General features: G+C 59.2%; 7 protein-coding genes. All 7 read left to right on the forward strand.

What is annotated here, in order from left to right:
• The first annotated feature begins 2 nt into the window (after window positions 1-2).
• A complete protein-coding gene (locus FHG12_RS16810; protein WP_230471170.1) occupies window positions 3-800 on the forward strand; it encodes an SDR family oxidoreductase in 798 nt (265 codons plus the stop codon).
• Between the two features lie 40 nt (window positions 801-840).
• Complete coding sequence (locus FHG12_RS16815) at window positions 841-3,681, forward strand: heparinase II/III domain-containing protein (protein ID WP_139516829.1); 2,841 nt, start codon at window positions 841-843, stop codon at window positions 3,679-3,681.
• A 33-nt stretch (window positions 3,682-3,714) separates the two neighbouring features.
• On the forward strand, window positions 3,715-5,394 hold the full coding sequence (locus FHG12_RS16820) for a hypothetical protein (RefSeq protein ID WP_230471171.1): 1,680 nt from the start codon (window positions 3,715-3,717) through the stop codon (window positions 5,392-5,394).
• Between the two features lie 342 nt (window positions 5,395-5,736).
• The gene (locus FHG12_RS16825; protein ID WP_165699437.1) at window positions 5,737-9,885 is read left to right on the forward strand and encodes a DUF4979 domain-containing protein; all 4,149 of its coding nucleotides are present in this window, start codon (window positions 5,737-5,739) and stop codon (window positions 9,883-9,885) included.
• A gap of 188 nt (window positions 9,886-10,073) precedes the next feature.
• On the forward strand, window positions 10,074-11,288 hold the full coding sequence (locus FHG12_RS16830; protein WP_139516831.1) for a DUF4861 domain-containing protein: 1,215 nt from the start codon (window positions 10,074-10,076) through the stop codon (window positions 11,286-11,288).
• 51 nt (window positions 11,289-11,339) lie between these two features.
• A complete protein-coding gene (locus FHG12_RS16835; protein WP_139516832.1) occupies window positions 11,340-12,380 on the forward strand; it encodes a LacI family DNA-binding transcriptional regulator in 1,041 nt (346 codons plus the stop codon).
• Window positions 12,381-12,569: 189 nt separating this feature from the next.
• Window positions 12,570-14,171 carry a glycoside hydrolase family 43 protein gene (locus FHG12_RS16840; protein ID WP_139516833.1) on the forward strand — a complete coding sequence of 534 codons (1,602 nt, stop codon included), beginning with the start codon at window positions 12,570-12,572 and terminating at the stop codon, window positions 14,169-14,171.
• Window positions 14,172-14,263 lie beyond the last annotated feature (92 nt).

The raw sequence follows: 14,263 nt of genomic DNA on the forward strand, positions 1-14,263 counted from the left end.
CCTTGCGCGAGAAAGTAATCGTGGTGACCGGTGGCACGGGCATCCTGGGCGATTCGTTTGTCAACGGCATTGTGGCCGCGGGCGGGGCCGTGGGCATCTTGGGCCGCAACGCCGAGGTCGCCCACGCGCGGGCCGACGCCATTACCCGCCAAGGGGGCCGGGCGGTGGCCTTGGTCGCCGATGTGTTGCAGGAAGCCGAGTTGGTGGCCGCCCGCGAGCTGCTGCTCAGCACCTTCGGCCGGATTGACGGGCTGGTCAACGGGGCCGGCGGCAACGCGCCCGACGGCGTGCTGGACCCGGCCGAAGACGTGTTCAAGCTGAACATTGCCGGCATGCAGCGGGTGATGAACCTGAACCTGTGGGGCACGATCATCCCCACGCAGGTCTTCGGGCCGGCCCTGGCCGCGTCGGGCAAGGGCAGCATCGTGAACATCTCGTCTATGAATTCGAAGCGCGCCATCACCAAGGTGCTGGGCTACAACATGGGCAAGGCCGCCGTGGATTGCTACACCCAGTGGTTTGCCGTGGAAATGGCCAATCGCTACGGCGACAAGCTGCGCATGAATGCCCTGGCCCCGGGTTTCTTCCTGACCGAACAGAACCGCAACCTGCTCACCACGCCCGAAGGCGGCTACACGCCGCGCGGCGAGCTGGTCATCCGGCAAACGCCCTTCCAGCGCTTCGGCCAGCCCGACGAGCTGCAGGGGGCGCTGGTGTGGCTCCTGAGCGATGCCTCGCAGTTTGTCACCGGCTCGATGGTCTGCGTCGACGGCGGGTTTTCCATCTTTGGGGGCGTGTAGTGGAACGCCAAGAAAAGTCGCTTTCTGATTTTGCTTTTCTATGATGGAAAACTCCATAACGCTAAAGCGGGCAATCGTAACCATTCTGGTTTTGATTGCGGCCATGCCTTCACTAATGGTTGCGACTGCCCAAGTAGTGCAGCTGCCCGCAACACTACCGGCGGGCCATCCGCGCCTCCTGATCAAGGCTAGTGGTAAGGAGCAACTGCGTCAGCGCCTGACAACGCAGGAAGAGGCCCGCCACATCTTCGAGAGCATTAGGGCCAAAGTTGATCCGTATGTGGTGCGTCATCAGTCTGATCCCCAATGGATTGTCTCGCGCCTGCAGATGTACTGGAAAACCAAAGCCACCGAAATTTTTGTCAAAGGTCCGGTTTTCGCCTACGCTGGCGGAGCGGCTGCCCCAGCGCCTACCGTGCGCTACACAGGAACCCGCGATGCCGTGACGCCTTACCTGCGCCCGAAATTAGAAGACATCAAGCCCTACCTGGACGACGCACGGGGTCTGTATTTGCAGCATGCCACGACCAAGCAGTGGGAGTGGGCCGACCCAGCCAAGGCAGGACGCATTGTGGAAGCCATCAACCGCGAGATCATGAGCTTGGCGCAGCAGGCTGCGTTTTTGTACTGGTACACCGGCGAGGAGAAGTACGCCAAGTTTGCGTACGACCTGCTGGATACTTACCTCGTGGGCATATACTACCGTAGGGAGCCCGTGGACCTAAGTCATAGCCACCAGCAAACGCTGGTGGGCCTGACCTCTTTCGAAGTTATCCATGAAGACGTGCTCAACGAGGTAACTTCCACCTACGACTTCCTGCACGAATACGTAGTCAGGCGTGCGCCGCAAAAAAAGCTGCTCTACGATCAGGCCCTGCAGAAATGGGCTGACCTGATCATCAAAAACGGCGTGCCCTTCAATAACTGGGACCTGATCGAAGCCCGTTTTGTATCGCTGATCGCCGTAGTGCTCGACGACGACGCAACCTACGCCAACAGCCACGGCAGCCACTACTACCTCGATCAGATCATCAACCAAACCAGTACCCGGCAGTGGGGCCTGACGGAACTCATTCGGAGGGGATTTGATACAAATTCTGGCATTTGGAGCGAATGCCCCGGGTATTCAGTGAACGTAGTGAAAGACTTCACGGAGTTTGTGATGCTCTTTGATCAAGTCCTCGGCGTGGATTTGGTAGCTCAGATTCCACTTATTCCCAAAGCGGTGCTGGCCACGGCGCAGTATGCGTTTCCAAACGGCAACATCGTCGGCTTCGGCGACACGCACTACGGCCCGCTGCCCACCGAATCGATGCTGAACATGGTGGCCAACGCCCAGCACTTCAACAAGCCGGAGCAGGAGCGGCAGTTTACCAGCCTGCTTAAAACCGTACGCCAGCAAACCGGCCACATCGACGGTCATGGCGGCGGTAGTGGCTTAGCTGCCTTATTTTCTTCGGCGACTTTGCTGCGCGACGACATTCCGGGAGGCAAGCCTTCGGACTTCGTAACGCCTACGTTTTACTCTCCGAACGTAAGCTGGCTCGTGCAGCGGCTGAACCCCAACAGCGCCCGCCGCGGTCTGCTCATCTCGCAGGCCGGCTCGATGGGCAACCATGCCCATGCGAACGGCGTTGCGATGGAATTGTACGGCCAGGGCGTGGTGCTGGCCCCCGAAGGGGGCATTGGTACTTCCTACTTTCAGCCCGACTACGCCGAGTACTACTCCCAGTTTCCGGCGCACAACACGGTTATGGTAGACGGCATTTCGGCCTACCCCGTGATGAAGAGCAACCACGGCTTTTCCGTACAGGGCGTCTACCCGCCGGTGGGCCAAATCACTTCGTCGCCCTTCGGGGCTTTTACCTATTCCGACGTGTTGTTTCGCGAGCCGGAAACGCAAGCCGATCAGCGCCGCCAGATGGGCATTGTCCGCACGGGCGACTCTACGGGCTATTACATCGACATTTTCCGCTCGCACAAAGTCCAGGGAGGCGACAAGTTCCACGATTATTTCTTCCACGGGGTAGGGCAGGAGTTGACTGTAACCGATCCTGCTGGCCAGCCGCTCGCGCTGCAGCCTACCGCGCAATTAGCCTTCGCCGAAGGCCACCTGTTTGCCTTGGATTATCTCTGGGACAAGAAGTCGGCACTGACGACCCAGGATGTATCGGCCACCTTCAGCCTAACTGTGCCCGGACGACCCACGGCGCAGCTGCACCTGTGGATGCTGGGCGCACCCGAGCGCGAAATTTTCACCATGAAAGCGCCCAAGTCCACTGCCTACGGCCGCGACAACATGCTGCCCCTGGACATTGCCGAGTTGCCACTGCCCACAATCGTGGTGCGTCAGCGCGGCCAGGCCTGGACCCGGCCCTTTGCGGCCGTGTACGAGGCCACTGCAGCCGACGCGCCACGGACCATTCGCGCCGTTGCAAGCTTCGCTCCGAAGGGCGCGTGGCCCGAGTTTGTGGGGCTTCGGGTGGAAACTATGGCCGGCCGGCAGGACTACATCTTCTCCAACGCCGGGGTAGCCGCCGTGACACATCAGGACATGGCCGCAGAAGCCGATTACGCACTCGTGAGCTTCCAGGGCGCCGACCTAAGCAGCCTGCTGCTGGGCCACGGCCGCATGGTGAGCAAGGGGGGCTATGCCCTGACGGCCAAGGGCGGAGCAACCACGGCCGCGCTATCAAAGCAAAACAACGGCTGGCATTTTTCCGCTGACCAGCCGCTGACCCTGACGCTGCCCGGCAAAGCCGGTAAGAGCCTGCTTCTGAATGGTGCCCGCTACGCAGGTAAAAAGACGAAAATAAACGGTCAGGCGGCGGTAAGCTTTGAGCTGCCTGCCACAAGCGAAGCAAAGCTAGAGCAGAAATAGATTCTTGAACCAAATGTAATTGATTGATGAACAATGATTTATAAATCATGCGTAAGCTGGCTGCGGTTCGTGGTTATGCTGCTGCTGTGGGGTGAAAGCGCTACCACAAGCTTTGGGCAGGTATGGCAATGGTCGGTGCCAGTGCAGGAAGTTGTATCGCCCGAAACCAACGATCACCCGCGCGCTTTCCTCTGGATTCCGCCGCAGTGCAAACAGGTGCGGGCCGTGGTGGTGGGGCAGCACAACATGCTGGAAGAAGGGGTGCTGGAGCACCCCGAGTTTCGGGCGGAGCTGGCGAGGCTGGGTATCGCCGAAGTTTGGGTGACGCCCGGCATCAACGTGGTCTTCGACTTTCAACACGGGGCGGGGGAGCAATTTGAAGGCATGATGCAGGCTTTGGCGGCGGCCTCGGGATACCAGGAACTGGCCGAAGCGCCGGTGGTGCCCATCGGTCATTCAGCGCTGGCCAGCTACCCGTGGAACTTTGCAGCCTGGAACCCGGGGCGCACCCTGGCCATCATTTCGCTGAAAGGCGACGCGCCTCTCACGAACCTTACCGGCAGCGGCCGCCCCAATCCGGATTGGGGCTCCCGCACGATTGACGGCGTGCCTGCGCTGATGGTTATTGGCGAATACGAGTGGATGGAAGCCCGCATGGCGCCCGCCCTGACCTACCGCACCCAGCATCCTGCCGCCCCGATTTCGCTGCTCGTGGACGCCGGGCACGGCCACTTTGACTTTTCTGACCCGCTGATTGAGTACCTGAATCTCTTTCTCCGCAAAGCCGTTGCCCAACGCTTGCCCATCCGCACCACGATTGGAAAGCCGGGGTTGCTGACGCCCATCGACCCGACACAAGGTTGGCTGGGCGATCGCTGGCGCCCCGATGCCCCACCGCAGGCTCCCGCGGCGGCGTTTGCTGCTTACACGGGCAAAGTGCCGGAAGCCTTCTGGTATTTTGATCAGGAAATGGCTGCGGCGACCGAGCAGCACTACGCCCGCATGCGCGGCAAGCAGCCCCAGTTGCTGGGCTTTGTGCAGGACGGCAAATCCTTGCCGCAAACGGAGACGCACCAGCAAATCAACCTGCGGTTTACGCCTTTGGCCGACGGCATGAGCTTTCGGGTGAGCAGCGTCTTTCTGGACTCTGTACCCGCCGGCAGCCCCAACCCACCTCGGTGGACTCATTTGCCGGTTGGTGCCCCACTGACGCACGCCCCCGGCCCGGTTGCCGTATCGCGCATCACCGGTCCGGTTGTGCAAACTGGCCCCGACACCTGGGCCATCCAATTCTACCGAATGGGCCTGGATAATCCGCGCCGCTCCAACGACATCTGGCTGCTGGCGAGCCACCCCGGCGACGCCCGGTTCAAGAGCGCTGTGCAGCAGGCCAACCTTCGGTTTCCGCTCCAGAATAAAGAAGGGGCCGCTCAGCACATCACTTTTCCGCCCCTGGCCAATGTGAAGGCCAAGAGGCTGAAACACAGTACAGTGCCGCTCGCAGCTACTTCCGACGCGAACGTGCCCGTGCACTACTACGTGCAGGAAGGCCCAGTTGAGTTGAAAGGCAATTCGCTCATCTTCAGCGAGGTGCCACCCCGTGCCAAATTCCCGGTAAAGGTAACGGTGGTGGCTTGGCAGTACGGCCGTGGCCATGAGCCAAAGCTTCAGACGGCTACGCCAGTACTGCAAACATTCTATATCACCAAGTAAGCCTGATTGTAGGCTTTCGGCTCATTCGCATACTCCCCATGCTTACGAAGCACTGATCGTCGTTTACCAAGCACGGTGGAGTACCATTCTATATTTAAAAATTATAGTCATCAGGTAGGTTCAGGGAGGCTAGGCGGAAGTAGCAGTCTACTTTCAGCTTAGCATACCGTCGGTTGCAAAAGCCTGATGGTATGGTTATTACATTCTCAACCCCACCATCTTATGACAAAACCTACTACTAACCTACGGGCCAGTCGGCTCTTGCGCAGAGTACTGTGGCTGGCACTATGGGCTCGCACGTTTACGGTCGCCAAACTCAGGCCCCGGCGGATAAGCGGGACCATGCTTTCGGCATTTTTTTGCCTAGGCGGCCTTACGCTGCTGCACACGTCGGCGCTGGCCCAGCAAGGGGCGCTGAACGATGATTTCTCGACGGGCAGCAACTCCGGCTGGATTACCCCAGTGACCGGCTCTTCCAGCCAGGTAACAAACGGTCAGCTGGTCGTGAACATGGCCGTGCAAGATGCCAGCCGGGGCTACTACCGCGGCGATTTTCAGAAAAGCGGCGGAGTTACTTTTCACGCCGGCACGCACCCCATTGTCGCGGTCAAATTCAACAAGCCCCCGCGGGCAAATTTCTTCTTTGACACCAACCTGGGCTCGTATAACGGCACCAACAACAACGCCACCAAGATCGAGACGGCCACGGGCAACGTGTACTACTGGGACCTGTCAACCGGAAAGCTCGGCAGCACAACCCTGTCACGTACCCAGCCTACTACCGTGTCTTTGTTTCAGTTCAAACTCGCGGAAATCGTCCTCACCCAGGCAGAGATTGCCGCCAAGGATTTTTCCTTTGAGGTGAGCTGGGTGAAGACTTTTAGCTCAGTAGATGAGTTGCGCGCTTACGCAACGCCGGTGGGCACGCCGCACCCCGTATTTGAATATACTGGGCAGTTTGTTCATCCAGGATTGCTGCACAATGCAGCTGATTTAGCCCGCATCAAAAGCTTGGTAGACACTAAGTTTGGTCGCGCTTATAAAAGCTATCAGCTGCTGGCCGCTTCATCTAAGGCTTCGTCTTCTTACGCCAAAGCCGGGCCTTTTAAGCTGCTTACCCGCGATGCTACCCTGACCATCGCAACGCCTACGGGGACGGCCTCCGGCGGCGCCGTGAAGAACGGTGTGGAAAGCGACTTTATGGCCGCCTACTACAATGCCCTGATGTGGAACATCACCGGCAACGAAGCCCACGCCCAAAAAGCCGTGGAAATTATCGATGCCTACGCTGACTTTACGGTTGGCATTGCCGGCACCGACGCCGAACTCAACGGCTTGTACGGCTTTATGCTGGCAAACGCGGCCGAGCTAATGCGCTCCACCTACCCAGCGTGGGGCGCCGACCGGGTGCAGAAATGCCAAGCCATGCTGAAGAATGTGTTTTACCCCACCCTGCAAAACTTCAAGCCCTGCGCCCACGGCAACTGGGACATTATCTGCATGAAGGCGCTGATGGCGATTGCCATTTTCAGCGAAGACACGCCCATGTTCAACAAGGTGGTAAACTACTTCTACTACGGCGAAGGCAACGGCAGCATCGACCGCTATGTGCTGACTCCTGCCGGGCAGCTACAGGAAAGCAACCGCGACCAGCCGCACACGATGCTGGCCATTGGCTCCTTGGCCGAAATCGCCGAAATCGCACTGAAGCAGGGCACGGACCTGTATTCAGCTTCCAACAACGCCATCATGCGCGGGTACGAGTACACGGCCAAGTATAACTTAGGCTACGACGTGCCTTACCAAACAAGCTACGACTACTGCGAGAAAAACTACACGGATTATACTCCCGAGGCTATTTCCGCCGTGGAGCGCGGAGTTTTTCGGGCGGTTTTCGAAATCGCCTACAACCACTACGTGTTTCGCAAAAACCAGAAAATGCCCTACACCTTGGAAGTTCTGGGCAGAACAGGACCTGAAGGGGCGCCCTTCGGGGCCGACAACCCCGGCTACGGCTCGCTGTTCTTTTACCTGAATCCGAAAGAAGATTATGAGTACACCGGCGGCGCTGTTGACCCGGCAGTTGGCCTGCTCAACGACAACTTCACCACGGGTACCGATGGGTGGCAGGCAGCAACTGCGGGCTCCACGGCAACGGCAGCGGATGGGCAGCTGAAAATCACGATTGTGACCCCAGTGGGCGGTAAGGGCCGCGGCGACATGAAAAAGCCCAACACGACCTTATATCCCAACAACTACCCCATCCTGGCCATCAAGATGAAAAAGCCGGCAGCGGTAAATCTGACGTTGGATACCAACTTGGGTGCCTATGGCAACGGCGCCAACAAGTGGACGGGAAAAGTAGGTGAGGACATCTATTACTACGACATGACCAAGGTCGGTTTCGGCGCCGGGCCCATGTTTATTACGACGCCTACTTCTCTGGGCACGTTCCAGTTTAAAGTAGCCGACATCACGTCCGGCGAGAGCAGCTACACCGTCGATTGGGTGAAAACGGTGAAGAGCGTGAACGACTTGCTAGCGTATGATCCGAATACGGGCCTGATCAACGACAACTTTACAGCCGGTACCGATGGGTGGGCCCCGGCAACGAGTGGTTCTACGGCCATCGCTGAAAACGGACAGCTAAAGGTCAGCCTTGCAACCCTGGCGGGCGGTAAGGGGCGGGGCGACATAAAAAGAACCGCCGGCGCCACGTTATACCCTGCCAACTACCCCATTTTGGCCATCAAACTCAAGAACCCTGCCGTTGTCAACCTGACGTTGGATACAAACTTGGGTTCTTTCGGCAACGGCGGCAACCGCTACACGGGCAAGGTCGGCGAGCACATCTACTACTTCGACCTGAGCAAAACCGGGTTTGGCCCCGATGGTACTTTGCTTTCTGCCCCCACGGCGCTCGCACTTTTTCAGCTTAAAGTGGCCGACATCACGTCCGGCGAAGCCGGCTACCTGGTCGACTGGGTAAAAACGGTTAAAACCGTGGAGGAGCTGCAGGGGTTTGTGGCGCCTGATTATCAAGATGTTGTGTTTCCGGTTCTTGCCGAAAAGAAAGTAGGCGACGCCGATTTCACTCCTGCTACGAGCAGTGCTGGCCTGGCAATAACCTACCGGAGCTCTAACCCCGAGGTAGCCACCGTCGTGGACGGCCGGGTTCACCTTGTGGGCGCGGGCAGTGCCGAAATTACGGCTTCCCAGCCCGGCAACAACGCGTATTATCCGGCGGAAGCCATCACCCGCACCCTAACGGTTGCCAAGGGAAATCAGGAAATCACCTTTGCCCCGGTTGGTAACCAGGTATATGGATCGGGCCCCATCGAGGTGCCCGTAGTAGCCACTTCCAGTTCGGGCTTGCCCGTAACTGTGACAGTTAGCAGCGGGCCGGCGCAGCTTAGCGGCTCCTTGCTCACGGTGACGGGCATCGGTACTATAATTCTGCAAGCCTCGCAAGCCGGTAGCGCTAACTATCTGGCGGCCGCCAACGTGGAGCAGAGCTTTGAAGTGCAAGACCTTACCAAGCCCACGGTCCAGACCAAGAATATTACCCTGCAGCTGAACGAGTTCGGCAGCGCTGTCCTTGCGCCCGCGCAGGTGAACGAGGGCAGTTCGGATAACTACACGGCAGCGGCCAACCTGAAGCTGGTGCTGGATCAAACCACTTTCGGTTGTGACCAGGTAGGTCCAAACAAGGTAACCCTGACCGTAACCGATGAAAGCGGTAATTCTGCCTCCGGAACAGCTGTGGTCACGGTGCTGGGCGAGAAACCCAGCCCCAGCATTGTCGCGACGCCGAGCAGTGTGTATGTAAACGGGGTGCCCACGCTGTACATTGGCTACGGGCCACAGAGCGCCACACTTACTGCGTCGGGCGGCAGCTCTTATGCCTGGAGCCCCGCTACTGGTCTGAGTGATGCTACCAGCGCCGCCCCGGTTTTCACACCCACGGCGGCCGGCACTTACATTTTTACCGTGACGGCCACGAGCAGCACCGGCTGCAAGGCCACCACTACGCTCACACTGACGGTGGAGGACGTGCGCTGTGGCGCGGGCAGCGATAAGGTGCAAGTATGCCATAAGGGCCAGGTGATCTGCGTGGCTGCTGGTGCCCTGAACGCGCACTTAGGCCACGGCGACCAACTCGGCAGCTGCGCGCCCACCGCAAGCCGCAATCCAGGGCAGGAACTGAAGGCGCCCGCCCTTGCGACTACGGCCCCCATTTTCGAGGCCTACCCCAACCCGTTTGCAGAAAGCACTACGGTGCACTTCCGGGCCACGCAAACCACGCAAGCCAAACTTCAGGTGTACAATGCGTTGGGACAGTTGGTGGCAACGCTCTATGAAGGGCAAGCCCAGGCTGATCAGGACTACCATGTGTCGTTATCGGGCCAGGCTTTGGCCAATGGACTCTATACCTGTCGATTATCGCTTGGCGGCAAGCTGTACACGCAACGCTTAGCGCTGACCAAGTAGAACTACGGGGTGCAGCATTTAGGAAAAAGGAGGCGGCCGGATAGTCGCCTCCTTTTTGTTTGCCGGATGCTCATTGTCTGCGCCATGCGTGCCCGGATATATTTGGGCGAAAAGCTGGGCAATCAGGAGGGGTCAGAAAGGTTAGGGGTGGGGCTGCACATAATTTGCCTTTCCATTCCTTCTACTTTATGCGCTTCCTTCTTCTTGTTCCCGCTGCCGGGTTGCTCTTGGCTACTGGCCTGCTGAGTGCCACCGCTCCCGCCGTCAACCCAAAGTCGTTCACCGTCCGCAACAAGCTGAACCTCGACCGCAAAGCCGAAACGGTTAGCCTTCCGGCCAGCCGGCTCCGTGAGTTAATCAATACCTACGGCGCCCAAAACCTGCTGGTGAAGGACGCCGCAGGCAAAGCCGTCGTGAGCCAACCCGTGGACAACAACGGCGACGGCCGCATCGACGAGCTGCTGATTCAGACCGACATCAAAGCCAATGCTACCCAAGAGTTTACGATAACGGGCTTTAAAACAATAACCGCGCAACAGTCTAAAAGTCAATACACTACGTATTCGCGCTTTGTGCCCGAGCGCACCGACGACTACACTTGGGAAAACGACCGGGTGGCGTTCCGCACCTACGGCCCCGAAGCCGAGCGCTTGGTGGTGGCCAAAGAGGCCGGTGGCACTCTTACCAGCGGCATGGACTGCTGGCTTAAGCGCGTGTCGTACCCCATAATCGACAAGTGGTATGCCGCCAACGGCAAGGAAGTAGGCTACTACCACATCGACCACGGCGAGGGCTACGACCCCTATCACGTGGGCGACAGCCGCGGCTTTGCCGGCATCGGGGTCTGGGACCAGGACTCGCTCTACGTCTCGCGCAACTTCACTTCCTACAAGAAGCTGGCTGACGGTCCCATTCGCACCCTTTTTGAGCTGACCTACGCTCCCTGGCAGGCTAAGGGCCGCACAATCACGGAGAAGAAACTCATCAGCCTCGATTTGGGCTCCAACCTGACCCGTTTTGAAGAGCAAATTGCGGCCAACAAGCCGTTGCCGAACGTGACCATTGGCACCACCCTGCACGCCGAACCCAACGGGGTACGCGGGGTGGTGAAAGGGGAACCCGCACAAGGCTGGTTTCGCTACTGGGAGCCCATAGACGACGCCTTCCTCGGTACCGGAGTCGTGTTGGCACCCCGGCAAGTGCAAGGTTGGAAAGACCACCGCACCAAAGCCAAGGAACAAAGCCATCTGCTAGTGATGGCCACGCCGAAGGACAACACGCTGGTGTATTATGCCGGCTTTGGCTGGACCAAAAGCGGGCAGTTCAAGAATGCCGCGGACTGGGATCAGTACTTGGCGAAGTATGCGCGCCGCCTGGCCTCACCCCTGGAAGTAGCTTTTTGAAAAAACGGGAAGCGGGTTGCAGGTATTTGACCATAAGCAATTTGTAAATGTATGTATAACCGTCGCGTTTCCATTGCGGACTTAGCGCAGCAGCTAAACGTTGCCACCTCCACCGTCTCGCGGGCTTTGTCGGACCACAGCGATGTCAGTGAGGCCACGAAGGGGCGCGTGCGCCAGTTGGCCGAGAAGTTGAACTACCGGCCCAACCATTTGGCATCCGGCCTGCGCAAAGGTCGCAGCGGCACGCTGGGCGTGCTGGTGCCCCACCTGACGGGGCATTTCTTTCCCGAAGTCCTGCACACCATCACCACCGAGGCTACGAAGGCGGGGTGGCACGTAATGATTTGCGAATCCAACGAAGACGAGCACCAGGAGCGGAAAAACCTAGACCTGCTGCTGAACGCGCAGGTCGAAGGCGTGTTGGTCTCGCTAGCGAGTTCCACCCGGGACTTTGGGCACTTCGAGGCGGTGCGACAGCAGGTGCCGCTGGTATTTTTCGACCGTGTACCGGAAGATCCATCGTTTAGTGCCGTCGTGCTCGACGACTACCGCGGCGCCTACCAAATGACCGCGCACCTGATTGAGCAAGGCCGAACCCGCATCGCCTACTTCACAGGCCCGCTGCACGTGAGTGTCTTCCACCACCGCCTTCGCGGCTACCGTGAGGCGCTACTGGCCCACGGGTTACCCTTCGAGGCGCAGTTGGTGCACGAAAGCGACCTGAGCGTACAAGCCGGGCGGCAGGGCATGGCGCAGTTGCTGACGCTGTCGCAACGGCCCGACGCGGTATTGACGGCAAAAGATGTGGCCGCCGTCGGCGCCCGTCAGGTTTTGGAAGCGCAAGGCCTGGGCGTGCCCGACGAAGTCGCCTTGGCCAGCTTCAGCAACGCGCGGTTTACTGAGTTGGCCGCGCCCGGCCTCACCTCCGTGGATCAGCAGTGCGCCGCTCTGGGCCGCGCGGCGTTGCGCTTGCTGCTGGAACAGGTGCGAGCGGCAGGGCGGCCCGTGGCGCCGTGTCACCTGCTGCTCGCCCCCCGGCTCCTGCTGCGCGAGTCCTCGCAACGGCCCTTGCATCTGCGAAAAGTAGGGTGAGGAAACTGGGTTTAACTGCTGATAATTAAGTTTTTGTGTAAAAAAATAATGAAAAGCAAAGGCGGAGTTCGGAAGCAGTGGAGACGGACTTTGAGTGCAAGCCATAGGCGTTGGGCTGCAGTTTTAGGGTTGAGTCTGCTGTTGGCACCTGGCTGCAAAACGGTTTCCGTCCGGACCTCCAGCAATGGCATGAGTCATGCTGCCACAACGACGAGCAAGACGCCGGTCTCCGCCGTTTGGGTAGCCGATCAAGGCAACGGAACCTACAAAAACCCGGTGCTCAACGCGGATTACTCCGATCCGGACGTGGTGCGCGTGGGCTCGGATTATTACCTGACGGCGTCGAGCTTCAATGCCTCCCCGGGCCTGCCAATTCTGCATTCTAAGGACTTGGTGAACTGGCGGCTTATCGCCAATGCGCTACCCCGCGTACCTAACGCAATGTTCGATACGCCCCAGCATGGCTTTGGCGTGTGGGCACCCTGCTTCCGCTACCACGCCAAGCAGTTTTACATCTTCTGGGGCGACCCGGATTTTGGCATTTACATGATCAAGGCCCCCAACCCGGCGGGGCCGTGGAGCTCGCCCGTGCTGGTGCAAGGCGGCAAAGGGTTGATTGATCCGGCTCCCTTTTGGGACGACAATGGGCAGGCCTACCTCGTGCATGCGTGGGCCGGGAGCCGGGCCGGCGTCAACAGCCTGCTCACGCTTCACCGCCTCAGCCCCGACGGCACGCGCCTGCTCGACGAAGGCCGCAACGTTTACTCGGGCCACGATTCCAACCACACCACCGAAGGCCCCAAGCTTTATAAGCGGAACGGTTACTATTACATCTTCGCGCCAGCCGGCGGTGTGGCCACCGGCTGGCAACTGGTTTTGCGGTCGAAAGACCTGTATGGTCCTTACGAAGAGCGGGTCGTGCTGGATCAAGGCAAGACCAACATCAACGGCCCGCATCAAGGAGCATGGGTGACCACGCCCAACGGCCAAGAAGATTGGTTTCTGCATTTTCAAGATCGGGGGGCCTATGGGCGGGTGCTGCACCTGCAGCCGATGCGCTGGAAAAACGATTGGCCTGTGATTGGCGAAGACCCCGATAGCGACGGTAAAGGCCAACCCGTACTGACTTACCGCAAGCCCAACGTGGGGCACACGTATGCGCTGGGCACCCCACCTGAAAATGACGAGTTCAACTCCGATACCTTGGGCCAGCAATGGCAATGGCAGGCCAACGCCCGGGTGACATGGAGCGCCTTGTTGCGTGGGCAAGGCTTCTTGCGGCTGTTTGCGGTTCCGGTGCCCAAAGACGCTACCAACCTGTGGCCAGTGCCAAACCTGCTGTTGCAAAAGTTTCCGGCCGCCGACTTCACCGCCACCACCAAAGTCAAACTTACCCTTGAATGGGACGTGTGGCAAGGCAAAAAAGCGGGCCTGTTGATCGTGGGCAATGACTACGCTTACCTGGCCGTAACCAAACAGGCCGAAGGTTACCGCGTCGCGCAAATGCGATGCCGAGACGCACCCAGCGGTACCCCCGAGCAGGTCGTAGCCGAGCAGCCCTTGCCCGGCGCCGAAGTACAGCTGCGCGTGCAGGTAAGCGGGCCCGAAGCGACTTGCCGCTTCAGCTACAGCACAGACGACGGCGCTTCGTTTCGGCCCATTGGCGAGCCATTTGTGGCCAAGCCCGACAAGTGGACCGGCGCCAAGGTGGGCCTGTTTTGCGCTGGCACCCAACCCGAAAGGCGCATCGGCGGCTACGCCGACGTAGATTGGTTTCGTATTACGCCATAACCCTTATCTCGGAGAACAACGCAGGGCCTAGGAGCGGGAAGACTAGTCCCAGGCCCTGCTTTTAGTGCTCCTCCCGGTGGGCGGTGGTATGC

Source organism: Hymenobacter jejuensis, from assembly GCF_006337165.1.
Classification (GTDB): domain Bacteria; phylum Bacteroidota; class Bacteroidia; order Cytophagales; family Hymenobacteraceae; genus Hymenobacter; species Hymenobacter jejuensis.